The organism is Pyramidobacter sp. YE332, assembly GCF_033060595.1.
In the GTDB taxonomy this organism is placed as follows: Bacteria; Synergistota; Synergistia; order Synergistales; family Dethiosulfovibrionaceae; genus Pyramidobacter.
Map to the genome: position 1 here is coordinate 1,231,167 of NZ_CP133038.1, position 14,510 is coordinate 1,245,676.

The following is a 14,510-nucleotide window of genomic DNA, read 5'->3' on the forward strand; positions in this document are numbered from 1 at the left end:
CTCAAGTTAAGGGAGCTTGCCAGTGTCAAATTTTTAGAACTTCGGAATGAACAGCATGCTCCAGGCGCCGACGGTTATTCCGCGCGCTTAAATTTGGAAGCCAGCTCCTCCACGAACAAAGGACTCAGCACTTTGATGAAAGTGCCTTTCATGCCCAAACTGCGGCTTTCGATGATCCCGGCGCTCTCGAGCTTGCGCAGCGCGTTGACGATCACGCTGCGGGTCACCCCGACGTGGTCGGCGATCTTGCTGGCGATGACGACTCCCTCGCATTCGTTGTTCTCTTTTCTGAAACCGGCGTTCTTTTCGGCCGAGAGCTCCTTGAGCCGCGTGATGATATGGTTGATCGCGTCGATTTCAGAATATGAAAGGGCTTTCATGGCCATATTCACAACAAGACGCTCTCGGGCAAGCTCCTCGATCTGCCGGGAGCGGTCATGCAGGATCTCAATGCCGACCAGCGTCGCCAGATATTCGGCCAGAACGAGGTCCTGGGTTGAGAAGTTACTCGCGAAACGGGCCAGTACAAGCGTTCCCAGCCGCTCCGAGGCTCCATAGATCGGCACATAGAGAGCCGTCTTATCAGTCACATTCTCTGCCTGATCGTCGAAAAGAGCTCCGTCAGCTTTGCTCAGGACGGTCTCTCTCTGCTGCGACAGCCTTTCCACAAAACTTTCAGGCATATAACCCTGTTCGATGAAGGACGCGATGGCTTCGCTGTGGTATTCATTCACCCATGCGTATCCCAGGATCTGCCCTTCTCTGCTCAAAACGTAGACGTTCGCGGTCGAGAATTCGCAGAGCAGGCGCGCCAGCTTGTTGTAATCGGGGCGCGTCCCTTCGCGACGGCCTTGCATCGCTCTCCCGACCTGACGCGTTTTCTCAAGCAGTTCATGCATCTCGACACTGTCGACAGCGCCGTTTAAACCTTCGGGCAACTTTTCTTTTGCATATGAGCGTTTCATAAGAATTCCGTCTCCTTTCAGCCATGAAAATCAAAGAAGATACCGCCGCAGATCCTTATTGCCAACAAGTGGTTCAAGCTTCTTCACAACGAAAGATTTGTCGATCTCAACCGCTTCGCCTGCCCGCTCCGGCGCGGAAAAGCTGATTTCCTCCAGGAGCTGCTCCAGAATGGTGTGCAGCCGGCGCGCTCCGATGTTCTCCATCTCCAGATTCATCCGTTCGGCCATCGCCGCGATCTCTTCCACGGCTTCGTCGGTAAATCGCAGTGTGAGTCCTTCGGTCTCGATCAGGGCGACCGACTGATGGATCAGGCTGTGTTGCGGCTCGACCAGAATGCGCCGCAGCTCTTCCTTGCCAAGCGCCGTCAGTTCGACGCGGATGGGCAGCCGTCCCTGAAGCTCGGGGACGAGGTCGGAGGGCTTGGCGTCGTGAAAGGCGCCGGCGGCGATAAAGAAGATGTGATCCGTTTTCACCTGGCCGTATTTCGTAGTGACGGAGCAGCCTTCGACGATAGGGAGCAGATCCCTCTGCACGCCTTCGCGGCTGACGTCCGGACCGCCGCCGCGCCCCCGGGAGACGATCTTGTCGATCTCGTCGATGAAAATGATCCCTTCCTGCTGCGCTTTATCCAAAGCCTCCTGCGTGGCGGCTTCGATGTCGATGAGTTTCTCCGCTTCCTCGGCCTGCAGGACGCGAAGCGCGTCTTTCACTTTCATGCGGCGTTTTTTGCTCTTTTTGGGTATCATGCCGCCCAACATCTCGGAGATATTGATGCCGATGCCGCCCATTTCGCCGTTGCCAAAAGAAGTGATGGGAGTGGAACTTTCCTGCACGTCGATCTCCACTTCGCGTTCGTCCAGTTTGCCGCTCTTCAGCATGTTCAGCATGCGTTCGCGAGTGCTCTGACGCACCGCCGGGCTCTCTTCCGGCGCCGAACCTTCCGGCGGTTCCGCCTGTTCTTTCTTGAGATAATTCAGGAAGGTGGGGATCCCCGCGGAAGAGGAAGCTTTTCTGACCGGGAGAAGATAATCCACCAGCCGCTCCTGCGCGTGTTCGAACGCTACGGACTGGACGCCGGCGATCATCCGTTTCTTGACCATCTGCATGGAGTTTTCCACGAGGTCGCGGACCATCGATTCGACGTCGCGCCCCACATAGCCGACTTCGGTGAATTTCGTCGCTTCGACTTTCACGAACGGGGCGTTGACGAGATCGGCAAGGCGCCGGGCGATTTCCGTCTTGCCGACGCCGGTGGGGCCGACCATCAAAATGTTTTTCGGCGCGATTTCCTGTGCCAGATCTTCGGGCAGCCTGCGGCGCCTGAGGCGATTCCTCAGAGCGACGGCCACGGCGCGTTTCGCCTTTTCCTGTCCGACGATATAGCGGTCGAGATACTGCACGATGGCCGCTGGCACCAGATTTTTCATCTCTTCCGTCAGAAGCATCACAGGACCTCCACCGTGAGGATGTTGTCGGTATAAATACAGATTTCGGAAGCGATCAGCAGGGAACGCTTCACGGTTTCCTCCGCCGTAAGGGACGAAACGTCCAGATAGGCCCGGGCCGCCGCCAAGGCGAATCCCGAACCGGAACCGATGGAAGCGACGTCGTTTTCCGGTTCGATCACGTCCCCGGCGCCGGAGAGCAGGATCGTATGTTCCCGATCGGCCACGAGCAGCATGGCCTCCAGCTTCTGCAGCATGCGGTCGGTGCGCCACATTTTGGCCAGCTCAACGGATGCCCTCATCAGGTTTCCGCTGTATTCCTGCAATTTTTTCTCAAAGAGTTCCATCAGCGTCATCGCGTCGGCCGTGGCGCCGGCGAATCCGACAAGAACGTTGCCGTCGTAGAGCTTGCGGACTTTTTTCGTTCCCGCTTTGATGATCTGGCTGCCCAGGGTCATCTGTCCGTCGCCGCCCATGGCGACCTGCCCGTCCTTGCGCACGCAGACGATCGTCGTACCATGAATCGTCATGTCCCGAGACATTTTCATTCCTCCTCGCCCGATCTGGGATGAGCCGCCATGTAGCTGTCTCTCAGATGACCGGGCGTGATCTTCAGATAGCGCTGCGTCGTCAGCAGGCTTTCGTGCCCCAGCAGTTCCTGCAGGACGTTCAGCGAAGCCCCGCCTTCCAGCATATGCGTGGCGAAGCTGTGGCGCACTGAATGCGGCGTGACGTTTTCAAGCCCCGCGTTGCGCGCGGCCTGCACCACGAGCCGGTGCACCGTCCTCACCGTGATGCCGGCGCCCGCCTTTCCCGGAAAAAGAAATCCCGATTCCTGCGGGCACACGGCTTTCCATTTTATCAGCGCTTCTTTGGCATAGCGGCCGAACGGGATGAGACGTTCCTTGTCGCCCTTGCCTCTGACTTTGAGCCAGCGCTCGTCCAGATCGACGTCCTCCCAGCGCAGAGAGACGAGTTCCGCCACGCGGACGCCGCAGCCGTACATCACTTCGAGGATCGTGCCGTTGCGCAAAGAAGGCTTTATTTTCCACGCCTCCTCGATCAGCCGCTCGATCCCCTCGCGCGACAGGGCTCGTGGCAGCCGTTCGGGAAGGCGGGGGCTGCGGATCGACGCCGCGGGATCGGCCGCGATCAGTCTCTTCTCAAGAAGATAGAGTTCAAACGCCTTTACGGCGGAAAGTTTTCGCGCGATCGAGGAATTGGCATACCCAAAACCGGCAAGCGAGCGCAGGAACGCGCGGATCAACGGCGTCGTAATTTCGTGAGGGGCGATCCTCTGGTTTTCGACAAAGTCGGCAAACTGCGCGAGATCGACCGCGTAATTCGTCACGGTGTTTTCGGAACTGGCCTTGTTGTTCCGCAGATATTCAAGGAAAGAATCCAGCTGGCTGTTCATTGAAACCTCAGACATTGGCGTTCCTCCTCTATTTTATACGAACCGTTTCATATCGCTGCCGGTCAAATCATAACATGAATTCACATAAAAATCACTAATTTTGGGAAATCTTTGTTCTGTCCAAAAATCTTCGACAATAGTACATTTCACACAAATAAAATTATTTCCAATCTTCTTTTTCACTCAAGAAGTCACTCTTTGCCTGGTTCAGAAAAGAACAATGCGTTATTTGCCTTAAATTGTAAGAATCTCAGGCGTCCGCGGCTTAAAATTTTCTCATGGCGTTCGCGACGGCTTTTGATTTTTTCGTCCAGAGGCGGAAAAATCCCCATATTCGCGTTCGTCGGAGCGAAACGGGGATTGGTGGCGTCCTGCAATCTGAAAAGCAGCGCGCCGATGGCGCTTTCCGCCGGCCAGCGAAGCTGAGGCAGCCCGTTCAGGCAGGCGAAAACGCCCAGCGCGGCGACGGCTCCCATCGCCGTGCTTTCCACGTAGCCTTCCACGCCGGTCATCTGTCCCGCCAGAAAAAGGGAATCCATTCCCCGAGGCCGCAGGCAGCCGTCGAGGCAGCGCGGCGCGTCGACGTAGATATTGCGGTGCATGACGCCCATTCGCACGAACTCGGCATGTTCGAGCCCGGGGATCAGGCGAAAAACTCTTTGCTGCTCTCCCCAGCGCAAATTAGTCTGAAAACCGACAAGGTTGTAAAGCGTGGCTTCGGCGTTGTCCTGCCGGATCTGCACGACGGCGTAGGGGCGCTTCCCCGTGCGGGGATCGTTCAGCCCGACGGGGCGCAGCGGGCCGAAACGAAGCGTGTCGCGCCCGCGCGAGGCGATGACTTCGACCGGCATGCAGCCTTCGAAGTATTCCGCCTTTCCTTCGAAATCGTGCAGCGGGGCCCTTTCGGCCGCGATCAGGGCCTCGTAAAACGTCTGATACTGCCGTTCGTCCATCGGGCAGTTGATGTAATCGCCGCCCTCGTCGTCGGCATAGCGGTCTTTGCGGTACGCCACGGACATGTCGACCGATTCCAGCTCGATCACCGGGGCGACGGCGTCGTAAAAATAGAGATAATCCTGCCCGAACAGCGCCTGAAGCTTCGACGCCAGCGCCGGGGACGTCAAGGGCCCGCTGGCGATAATGCAGGGGCCTTCGGGAATTTCGGTCACTTCGCGGCGGGTCAGCGTAAAAAGAGGATTTCCCAGCAGCGCGTCGGTGACAAACTGCGAGAACCGTTCGCGGTCCACGGCCAGCGCTTTGCCCGCAGGTACCGAATGCGCCTCGGCCGCTTTCATGATCAGGCTGTCGAGGGAGCGGAGCTCTTCCTTGAGAAGTCCCGCCGCGGAGTCGCCGCGGTCGGAGCCCAGCGAATTGCTGCACACCAGTTCGCCCAGCTTGTCGGTACGGTGAGCCGGGCTCGAGACGACCGGCCGCATCTCGAACATGTGCACGGGAATTCCCCGCCGCACAAGCTGCCAGGCCGCTTCGGAACCGGCCAGACCGCCGCCGGCGATGACGACGGGCTGCATTTAGGCTTCTCCCTTGCGGCCGCACTGCGTACAGACGGGCGTCCGCGAACGGCCGACATATTCCATCTGGCCGCCGCAGAGCGGGCATTTTTCCGCCGCCGGCTTGTTCCAGGAAACGTAATCGCAGTCGGGATAGCGGGAGCAGCCGTAGAACGTACGCCCTTTTTTGCTTTTGCGCTGCACGACTTGCCCGCCGTGCTCGGCTCCGCACTTCGGGCAGGGAACGCCGATTTCCTTCTGGACCGGCTTGATGTAATGGCATTCGGGGAATCCCGAACAGCCGATGAATTCGCCGAAGCGCCCCTGCTTTTTCACGAGCGGCCTGCCGCACTGCGGACAGGTCTCGCCCGTCAGCTCGGGCGGCGGAGGCGGGACCGCCGGCGCTTTTTCGGCTTCGGCGATGGCGTGAGTGAAGGGTTCCCAAAACTGCCCGATCAGCTCCACCCAGTTTTTCTTTCCCGACTCGACCTGATCGAGGGAACTTTCCATGGAAGAGGTAAAACCGACATCGACGATCGGCGACGTCGATTTTCCGTCGAAATGCCCGAGCAGAAATTTGTTCACCGACCGTCCCAGTTCGCTCGGCTTCAACTTGCGGCCTTCCTCGCGCGCGACGTAGGAACGGTCGTAAAGCGTCTCGACGATGGTCGCGTAGGTGGAGGGGCGGCCGATCCCGTCGTCTTCAAGGGTCTTGATCAGCGTCGACTCGGTAAAGCGCGCCGGCGGCTTGGTCTGCTCCTTTTTGGAATCGACGTTCTGGATATTCAGCAGCTCGCCTTCCTGCGCCTTCTGTATCATGGCATCCTTGACGTCAAGATCCCAAACGGCGCCCCAGCCGTCGAAACTGACGGCGGCGCCCTGGGCGCGCAGTCCGTATTTCCCGCACTCGCAGTCAAGCGTCGCGGAGTCGACGACGGCGGGCGCCATCTGCGAGGCGACGCTGCGCCGCCAGATCAGGTCGTAGAGCCGGTACTGTTCCGCCGTCAGAGATTCTCTGAGCGATTCGGGCGTCAGGGTGAAGTCCGTGGGGCGTATGGCTTCGTGGGCGTCCTGGGCGTTGGCGCCAGCCTGATAAACGACGGCTTTCGCCGGAAGATATTTTTTGCCCCAGCGCCCTTCGATCGCTTTTCGCGCCTGGTTCAGCGCTTCCGGCGCCATGCGCAGGCTGTCGGTCCTCATGTAGGTGATCAGGCCGACCGTGCCGTGTCCGGGGATGGCGACGCCTTCGAAGAGACTCTGGGCGATCCCCATGGTGCGCCGCGGGGAAAATCCCAGCCGGCTTGCGGCGATCTGCTGCATCGTGCTGGTTTTGAACGGGGCCGGCTGTTTCCGCGCGTTTTTCTTCGCCGTGAAACTCGCGACGACCAAAGGTTTCTCCTTCAGCGTCTTTTCGATATCGCGGACTTTGGCGGGCGTGTCGATCGCCAGAGTTTTGCCGTCGGAAAGCAGGCTGCGCCCGCTCTCCCTTTCGACGCGCAGCCTGTAGGCGCGTCCGTCGTCGGCTGTCGCGTCGACGAAGACATTCCAGTAATCCTGAGGCACGAAATTTTCGATTTCCTGCTCGCGCTCGCAGAGGATCGCCAGAGCGACCGACTGCACCCGCCCGGCCGAAAGTCCGCGGCGGATCTTCTTCCAAAGAAGCGGGCTCAGCGTGTAGCCCACCAGGCGGTCAAGCACGCGCCGCGCTTGCTGCGCGTCGACGCGGTCCATGTCGATGGGAGTCGGTTCCTTCACGGCGCTTCTAACGGCCTCGGCCGTGATCTCGTGAAAGCGCACCCGGCAGTCGTCGGCGGGATCGACGCCGAGCAGCCCGGCGACGTGCCAGGCGATCGCCTCTCCTTCGCGGTCGGGGTCGGCGGCGAGAAGAACTTTCTTGGCCGCGGCCGCCGCGGTCTGCAGCTCTTTTTTTACGGGAGCCTTGCCCTTCACGAGAATGTATTCCGGTTTGAAACCGTTTTCGATGTCGATCGCCAGGCGGCTCTTGGGCAGGTCGACGATATGGCCGACGCTGGCTTTGACGACGTAGCCGGAGCCTAAAATCTTCGTCAGCGTCTTCGCTTTCGTCGGCGACTCGACGACCACTAACGTCTTGCCGCTCCGGGGCGGCACGGCCTTCTTCGCTTCTCCCGACGTTTTTCCGGCGGGCTTCGTCGTTTTTTTCCTTACTGATGCGGAGCTTGCAGAAGCGCCGGCCGTCGTCTTCTTTCCGGAAGCCACCGCGCTTTTCGTCGCCGCGGCGCCCGTTTTTCTTTTCGAGACCGTTTTCGCGGCCGTCTTTCGAGTTTTTGCTGTCGGAGCCATGATGCTCTCCTTCCAATGATGTTTTCAACTGAAGAGATGGTCTGATTCCTGTTTTTGAAGCGATACTTCCCAAAACCCTGCCGCAGTATCGGCCTCGCCCATACTGCGGAGCACGGCGGCAACCAATTCGGCATCGCCGGGCAAACCGCGCATCCTGGAGATCGCGACAACTTCGGTGATCAGATCCTCGAACTGCTTCTGCGTAAGCCACTTCTGGGTTCGATATCGATAGATCAAAGCCTGCGCGTCCACAGTCAGGCAGGACTGTTCTGCGGGACTCAAAACTCGTATCATGCAGGCACATCCTTTCTCCTCGATCTTAAAAATCCGAAAAAACGCTTGATGACTGTCGGACATTTTAGCGTCCAATTTCCAATTGTCAAATTTGTAAAAGGAGCCGAAGGCAAAAACCTCCGGCTCCTTTTCGTTTGTCGTGAAAAGCTAAAGCTCCTGTCCCATCAGTTTTCTCATGCCGCCCAGGATCATTCTCTGCTCCACGCCCGCGACGAGCCGCCGCGTGTAGGCGACCGTGTCGGGATTCACGCTCATGCTGTCGATGCCTTCGCGCACCAGGAACTCGGCGAAGTCGGGATAGAGCGACGGCCCCTGACCGCAGATCGAGCACGTGATTCCCTGTTTGTGCGCCGCATGGATCAGCGTCTTGATCGCATTTTTCACGGAAGGATCGCGTTCGTCGAAGTAGCCCATGTTGTTGAGGATGCCGGAATCGCGGTCGACGCCCATGACCAGCTGAGTCAGGTCGTTGCTGCCGATGCTGAAACCGTCGACCAGCCGGGCGAACTCTTCCGCCTGGAAGACGACCGCCGGCACTTCGGCCATGATCCAGATCTTGAAGGATTTATTCTGGATCAAACCTTCGGAAGCCATGATCTCCTTCACGCGGGCCACTTCCCACGTCGTGCGCACAAAGGGAAGCATGACCCAGACGTTGATCAGGCCGAACTCGTCGCGAACTTTCTTGATGGCCTTGCACTCGAGGCGGAACCCTTCTTCGTAGGCCGGCGAGATATAACGGGAGACGCCGCGCCAGCCGATCATGGGGTTGTTCTCTTCCGGTTCCACTTCGCCGCCCTCGAGCCCGCGGAACTCGTTGGTGCGGAAGTCGCTCATGCGCACGACCAGAGGCCGGGGATAAATGGCCTGCGCCACGGTCGTGATGGCCTCGCTCATGTCGTTGATCAGCACTTCGCCGCGCCCCGTGCGCAGCAAATACATGGGATGCACGCCGATATGCGAGAAGATGAACTCGGTGCGCATCAGGCCGATGCCGTCGAACGGCAGGCGGCTGTATTTGCCGATGATCGAAGCGTCGCCCAGGTTCATGTAGATCTTCGTGCCCGTGATCGGAGCGGCCTCCGCAAGGACTGCCGCCGACTGTTTCGCGGCCGCGCCCTCGGCGACGGGCGAATGAATGTCCTGATCCGAAGAGAGGTTGACATTGCCGCGGTAGACGACGCCGCGGGTGGCGTCGACGGTGATCTCCATGCCTTCCGTCAGGACTTCGGTGCCGTTTTTGCTGCCGACGATGCAGGGGATCCCCAGTTCGCGGGAAACGATGGCCGCGTGACAGGTGCGTCCGCCCTCGTCGGTGACGACCGCGCAGGCTTTTTTCATGGCCGGGACCATGTCGGGATTGGTCATGCCCGTCACCAGCACGTCGCCGTCCTTGACGCGGGCGATCTCCTGAAGCGAATCGATGCGCACCACACGCCCGTGGGCGATTCCGGGCGAGGCCGCCAGTCCGCGCACAAGCACCGTTAGAGTTTTCTGATCCATGATCGTGTTCTCCTTTTTGGCGGGTTCCGCTTTCAGGGTCGTGACCGGACGAGCCTGAAGGATGTAGAGTTTTTTCGTGTCCCTGTCCTGTCCCCATTCGATGTCCATGGGAACGCCGTAATGCGCCTCGATGGCCTTGCCGGCCTCGGCCAAGCGTCGGACTTCTTCGACGCTCATGCAGCGGGAGCTGACCGCGGCCGGTCCCAGATAATCGGCGACGTTCACGGTGGCGGTGCCGCCGGCCTTTTCCTTGTCGACGATCATGATCTTTTTGTCGGCGATGGTGACGTCCAGCTCGGTAAGCGTCTCCTTGTCGAGAATGAACTCGTCGGGCGAGACCGCCCCCGACACGACCGCTTCGCCCAGCCCCCAGCTGGCGTTGATCATCAGCTGGCCGCGCTCGTTCGTGATGGGGTTGGCGGTGAACATCACGCCGGATTTTTCGCTGGCCACCATCTTCTGCACGACGGCGCACAGCGAAACGCTGAAATGATCGTAATTCTGCTTCTGGCGGTAATACGTCGCGCGAGCCGTCCAGAGCGAAGCCCAGCATTGCCTCACATGATCCACGACCGACGGGGCCCCGATCACGTGGAGGTAGGTGTCCTGCTGCCCGGCGAACGAGGCGTCGGGCAGGTCTTCCGCGGTGGCGGAGCTTCTGACGGCGACGTCGGGATCTTTCAGCCCCACCTTATCCGCCAGTTTTTCGTAGGCTTCGACGATCTGCTTTTCGATGGAAGCGGGAATCGGCGCTTTCTGGATCAGAGCCCGGATCGTTTCCGTCCTCTGCTGGAGCGCCGCCGTATCTTCAAAATCCAGGTCCTTGAGAAGGTCCGAGATCTGCGCGTTCAGGCCGTTCTCCTTGATAAAACGCGCATAGGTTTCGGCAATCACGCAGAATCCGGGAGGAACGGGAGCGCCGGTCGAGGTCAGCTCGCCCAGGTTAGCCCCCTTGCCGCCCACAACAGGAATATCATCTTTGCGTATCTCTTCAAACCACTTAATTGCATTGTAGTTTTCCATCGGCGCAGCCTCCAAAAATTAAGATATTTATTGCTTGAAACCGGGTGTATCCCGCCTGATGAGAGCCCATCACCCCAGCAGAGCGGGGCACCCCTGCTCACGAAGATAGTCCAGAACGACCTGAGCCGTCTCCTCCAAGGCGCGGCCCGTCACGTCGATCGCTTTGATCTGCAGGCGCTCCATAATACGGCGCGCGTAATCGAGCTCGGCTTTGACGCGTCCTTCTTGGGCGTAAAAAGCTTTATCGGGATCGAGACCGATGATTTGCAGCCGTTCCCGGCGAATCTTGCGCAGCGCTTCGGGCTGGATGATCAGGCCGATGATGCGGCCGTGCGGCAGAGTGAAAAGCTCATCCGGCGGCGCCAGTTCCGGGACGAGCGGGACATTGGCGGTGCGGATGCCTTTGTTGGCCAAATACATCGACAGAGGCGTCTTGCAGGTCCGCGAAACGCCCACGATGACCAGTTCGGCCTCCGGCAGGAGGTTGGGGTTGGCGCCGTCGTCGCAGGTGCTCGAAAACTCGAGGGCCTTGACGCGGCGGAAATAGGCTTCGTCAAGCTTGTGCTGCGACCCCGGCGTCCCCTTGGGAGGAATTCCCAGCCGTGCCGAGATCGTATCCAGCGTCGGACCGATCAGGTCGATGACCTTCAGGCCCATCTCCCCCGCGTAACGCATCAGGGCCTCGCGCACCGACTGCGCCACCAGAGTGCAGACGATGATCGCCTTGTTTTCCTTCGCCTGCCAGCAGATGTTGATCAGCTTGTCGATCGTATCAACCGTGCGGAAACGATGCAGCGCCACGACGTGCCGCGCCTCATCGAACTGGCGCAGCGCGGCGCGCGTCACGCTTTCGGCGGTTTCGCCCGTAAAATCGGAAACGATGAAGATCTCCAGCTTCACACCGTTTTGTTCGGCTTCAGAAGAGAAAAGTTCGTAACTGTCCGTACTCATCGGTCTTCCCTCGGCTTTCTAATGTGGAACCGCTCTCCAGCGTCCGCCCCCTGAAGTATAAATAAGCGACTGAACCTGAAGTCCCGAAATCAAGCGCATCAATTCTACCGCGGCAATACCGGTTCTCTTTGAGATCTGATCCAGCGTCAGGTCCCCCTGATCGGCAAGACAGTCCAGAACCCGCCGTTCATCGTCGCCGAGTTCCAGTGGAGCAAACAGATCGAGCTGCCCGAAATGGCTGACATGATCGACGAAATCCGCCACATTGACCAACGGCGAAGCGCCGTCGAGGATCAAGCGATTGCTGCCCTCGCAGACCCGTTCGTCGATCCGCCCCGGCACCGCCCACACGTCGCGCCCCATTTCCATGGCCAGCCGCGCCGTGATCATCGCGCCGCCTTTGAGCGGCGATTCCACAACGATCAACGCTTTCGACAGCCCCGCGATGATGCGGTTGCGGCGGGGAAAACGCCAGGCGCGCCCCACAGTGCCCAGAGGGTATTCGCTGAGCAGCGCGCCGCGGCGCAGGATATTGTCGAAAAGCTCGTCGTGTTCCGGCGGCCAGACGACATCCACGCCCGTGCCCAAAACGGCCACGGTCGTCCCGTCGTTTTCCAGCGCGCCGCCGTGAGCGGCGCCGTCGATGCCGCGCGCCCCGCCGCTGACGACGGTCATTCCCGCGCGCGACAGCGCGCTGCCGATCAGGGCGGCGACTTTGAACCCGTAAGGGGTGCAGCGACGCGTTCCTACGACTGAATACGCCGACTCGAAATCCGGCAAATTCCCTTTTGCGTAAAGCACCAGCGGCGGTTCGGTGATGTCGCGCAAACGAAACGGGTATCTCTCATTACTGTACCATGAAATTAAAAAAATACCAGCGTTTTCCGCGCGCTCGATCTCCTTTTTGTGCCAGTTTTCCCGAGCCAATTTTTTCAATTTCTCGGCGCCGCGCTGAGAAACGATTTCGCCGTGGCGCAGCTTTTCAACGATTCTTTCCGGTCCGTCGGAGAGATCCACGTGCTGGAGCGCGTTTGCCGAAAGTCCTTCGCACCCGTTCAGCCAGACGCACAATTCCAGTTCGTTCATTCCAGCACTCCCGAATCTCTGTAGGCCAGCGCTTCGGCGACCGCGCGGTCATCCACGTTTCGCTCCCCCGCGAGGTCGGCGATCGTGCGGGCGACGCGCAGGACGCGGCTCAAGCCCCGGCCGGAAAGCCGCAGGCGTTCGGCCATCGCGGTCAGGTATCTTCGCGCCTCGGCGCTCAAGCCTATTTCGCACCGCAGCATCTTCTCGGACAATTCCGCGTTGCACTCCGCGCCGACGCGTTCTTTGCGCTCCCATTGCCGCTTTCGGGCTCTTAGGACTCGGGCGCGGATTTCCGCGCTGCTTTCCCTGGGAGTTCCTCCCAGTTCGAGCAGTTCTTGCGGCGTCAAACGCGGCACCGAGACGTAGAGATCCACTCGGTCCAGCATCGGACCGGAGAATTTTCTTTTATAGCGCTCCAGTTCCTGACTGCTGCAGCGGCACTGCTCGAGCGGATCGCCGCGCCAGCCGCAGGCGCACGGATTGGCCGCCAGCACGAGCAAGACCCGGCTCGGGTACGTGACGCTGCCCGCCGCCCGGTTCACCGTGATGAAACCGTCTTCCAGCGGCTGACGCAACGCCTCGATCAGATCCCGGCGAAACTCCGTGAATTCGTCGAGGAACAGCACGCCGCGGTGCGCAAGGCTCACTTCGCCGGGGCGGATATCGCTGCCGCCGCCGCAGATGGAGACGGTGCTCGCGGTATGATGAACTTGTCGGAAAGGACGGCGTCGGTCGACGGGGGCCGACAGACCGACGGCGCTCCGGATCAGCAGAGTTTCGAGAAACTCGTCGTCGGACAGCGGCGGCAAAATGCCCTGCAAGGCGCGCGCCATCAGCGTCTTGCCGCTGCCCGGAGAGCCGACAAGCAAAATGTTGTGATGGCCGGCCGCCGCGATTTCGAGAGCTCTTCTCGCGATCATCTGTCCCTTCACGTCCGCGAAATCCGGTTCGACGGCGTTCAACTCCGAAGGCGGCATGTTCTTGACGACTCGGCTCAACTCTTTCTCGTGACGCAGAAAGAGCAAAAGATCTTTCAGCGTCGGCACGCTGTACGCCTCAACGCCGTCGACCAGCGCCACTTCCGCGGCGTTGCCTTCGGGACAGAAAAGCGGCAGGGCCAGCGAACGCGCCAGCATCGCCGCAGGGACCGCGCCCCGGACGGGACGCACCCGTCCGTCCAGCGCCAGTTCGCCCATATAAATCGCCGCGCCGGGCGGAGAACAATATTCCTTCTCGCAGGCCAGAGCCACCGCGATCGGCAGATCGAGCAGACTCCCCTCCTTGGGCAGATCGGCCGGAGCGAGATTGACGGCGATGCGGCCGTAAATGGAGATATCCAGCTCGCGTAGCGCCGCGCGCACGCGTTCGCGCGATTCGCGCACCGCCGCGTCGGGCAGCCCCACGACCGAAAAGGAGAACATCCCCGACGTGATCTCCGATTCCACTTCCACCGGCAACGCTTCGATGCCGCGCAGCGTGATGCCTTGTATTTCAGCAGCCACGGTCATCCGCTCCTTCCATTTCCAGATATCTGAGCCACCGCAAATGCCAGCGTTCATGATCCACGTCGACGCTGACCAGATCCATCCGCCATTCGCCGCGCCACCGACGCCGCAGCGTATAGAGCTCGGCGCCGCGGACCAGGCGTTTCCATTTCAGCGGTCCGATCGAATCCTGCGCCGACATGACGGGATTTTTGCGCCGGCAGCGCACCTCCACAAAGACGAGCACGTTCCCTTCCAGAGCGATCAGATCCAGCTCGGAGAAGCGTTCTCTGACGTTGCGTTCCAAAATCTTCAGCCCTCGCGCTTGCAAAAAAGCGGCGGCCAGTTCCTCAGCCCACCGGCCGACGGCCGCGCGCTGCTTCGCCAGAAAAAAAGCCCGCTCGGCCTGCGTCAGGATACCGCTCTCGGTATCTTTCGCAGGCCGCGCAGGCTTCAGCAGCCGGCCGATCCGCTCTTTAAGATTCAACGTGAGTTGTCTCATGACAGCGCC

The 14,510-nt window shown here is 60.0% G+C and carries 12 protein-coding genes; all 12 read right to left on the minus strand.

What is annotated here, in order from left to right:
- Nucleotides 1–74: 74 nt before the first annotated feature.
- Entirely contained in the window at nucleotides 75–965 is an 891-nt protein-coding gene (codY, locus tag RAH42_RS05755) for a GTP-sensing pleiotropic transcriptional regulator CodY (RefSeq protein WP_078016746.1), read from the minus strand.
- A 30-nt stretch (nucleotides 966–995) separates the two neighbouring features.
- The gene (gene hslU, locus RAH42_RS05760) at nucleotides 996–2,411 is read right to left on the minus strand and encodes an ATP-dependent protease ATPase subunit HslU (protein ID WP_078016745.1); all 1,416 of its coding nucleotides are present in this window, start codon (nucleotides 2,409–2,411) and stop codon (nucleotides 996–998) included.
- Nucleotides 2,411–2,953, minus strand: coding sequence for an ATP-dependent protease subunit HslV (hslV, locus tag RAH42_RS05765; RefSeq protein ID WP_078016744.1), 543 nt, complete (start codon nucleotides 2,951–2,953; stop codon nucleotides 2,411–2,413). Before hslV ends, hslU begins: the two co-directional genes overlap by 1 nt.
- A 2-nt stretch (nucleotides 2,954–2,955) precedes the next feature.
- On the minus strand, nucleotides 2,956–3,843 hold the full coding sequence (locus RAH42_RS05770; protein WP_233543519.1) for a tyrosine recombinase XerC: 888 nt from the start codon (nucleotides 3,841–3,843) through the stop codon (nucleotides 2,956–2,958).
- A gap of 176 nt (nucleotides 3,844–4,019) precedes the next feature.
- Nucleotides 4,020–5,357: a methylenetetrahydrofolate--tRNA-(uracil(54)-C(5))-methyltransferase (FADH(2)-oxidizing) TrmFO gene (trmFO, locus tag RAH42_RS05775; RefSeq protein ID WP_078016743.1), complete on the minus strand. Its 1,338-nt coding sequence runs from the start codon at nucleotides 5,355–5,357 to the stop codon at nucleotides 4,020–4,022.
- Nucleotides 5,358–7,658: a type I DNA topoisomerase gene (topA, locus tag RAH42_RS05780; protein ID WP_317540160.1), complete on the minus strand. Its 2,301-nt coding sequence runs from the start codon at nucleotides 7,656–7,658 to the stop codon at nucleotides 5,358–5,360.
- 24 nt (nucleotides 7,659–7,682) lie between these two features.
- Complete coding sequence (locus RAH42_RS05785; protein ID WP_143521817.1) at nucleotides 7,683–8,015, minus strand: hypothetical protein; 333 nt, start codon at nucleotides 8,013–8,015, stop codon at nucleotides 7,683–7,685.
- An 84-nt stretch (nucleotides 8,016–8,099) separates the two neighbouring features.
- Nucleotides 8,100–10,478 carry a phosphoenolpyruvate synthase gene (gene ppsA, locus RAH42_RS05790; protein ID WP_078016740.1) on the minus strand — a complete coding sequence of 793 codons (2,379 nt, stop codon included), beginning with the start codon at nucleotides 10,476–10,478 and terminating at the stop codon, nucleotides 8,100–8,102.
- A 69-nt stretch (nucleotides 10,479–10,547) separates the two neighbouring features.
- Entirely contained in the window at nucleotides 10,548–11,429 is an 882-nt protein-coding gene (locus RAH42_RS05795) for a pyruvate, water dikinase regulatory protein (protein WP_078016739.1), read from the minus strand.
- Nucleotides 11,430–11,447: 18 nt separating this feature from the next.
- A complete protein-coding gene (gene dprA, locus RAH42_RS05800) occupies nucleotides 11,448–12,515 on the minus strand; it encodes a DNA-processing protein DprA (RefSeq protein ID WP_317540161.1) in 1,068 nt (355 codons plus the stop codon).
- Nucleotides 12,512–14,023 (minus strand): YifB family Mg chelatase-like AAA ATPase, encoded by a 1,512-nt coding sequence (locus RAH42_RS05805; RefSeq protein WP_240496155.1) that lies wholly within the window; start codon nucleotides 14,021–14,023, stop codon nucleotides 12,512–12,514. Before RAH42_RS05805 ends, dprA begins: the two co-directional genes overlap by 4 nt.
- Entirely contained in the window at nucleotides 14,007–14,501 is a 495-nt protein-coding gene (locus RAH42_RS05810; protein WP_078016736.1) for a YraN family protein, read from the minus strand. Before RAH42_RS05810 ends, RAH42_RS05805 begins: the two co-directional genes overlap by 17 nt.
- Nucleotides 14,502–14,510: the final 9 nt, after the last annotated feature.

Coding starts and splice junctions, on each gene's coding strand:
- codY (WP_078016746.1), bottom strand. CDS start 965: ATGAAACGCTCATATGCAAAAGAAAAGTTGCCCGAAGGTTTAAACGGC.
- topA (WP_317540160.1), bottom strand. CDS start 7,658: ATGGCTCCGACAGCAAAAACTCGAAAGACGGCCGCGAAAACGGTCTCG.
- RAH42_RS05805 (WP_240496155.1), bottom strand. CDS start 14,023: ATGACCGTGGCTGCTGAAATACAAGGCATCACGCTGCGCGGCATCGAA.
- RAH42_RS05785 (WP_143521817.1), bottom strand. CDS start 8,015: ATGTCCGACAGTCATCAAGCGTTTTTTCGGATTTTTAAGATCGAGGAG.
- RAH42_RS05810 (WP_078016736.1), bottom strand. CDS start 14,501: ATGAGACAACTCACGTTGAATCTTAAAGAGCGGATCGGCCGGCTGCTG.
- hslU (WP_078016745.1), bottom strand. CDS start 2,411: ATGCTTCTGACGGAAGAGATGAAAAATCTGGTGCCAGCGGCCATCGTG.
- ppsA (WP_078016740.1), bottom strand. CDS start 10,478: ATGGAAAACTACAATGCAATTAAGTGGTTTGAAGAGATACGCAAAGAT.
- RAH42_RS05770 (WP_233543519.1), bottom strand. CDS start 3,843: ATGTCTGAGGTTTCAATGAACAGCCAGCTGGATTCTTTCCTTGAATAT.
- trmFO (WP_078016743.1), bottom strand. CDS start 5,357: ATGCAGCCCGTCGTCATCGCCGGCGGCGGTCTGGCCGGTTCCGAAGCG.
- RAH42_RS05795 (WP_078016739.1), bottom strand. CDS start 11,429: ATGAGTACGGACAGTTACGAACTTTTCTCTTCTGAAGCCGAACAAAAC.
- hslV (WP_078016744.1), bottom strand. CDS start 2,953: ATGTCTCGGGACATGACGATTCATGGTACGACGATCGTCTGCGTGCGC.
- dprA (WP_317540161.1), bottom strand. CDS start 12,515: ATGAACGAACTGGAATTGTGCGTCTGGCTGAACGGGTGCGAAGGACTT.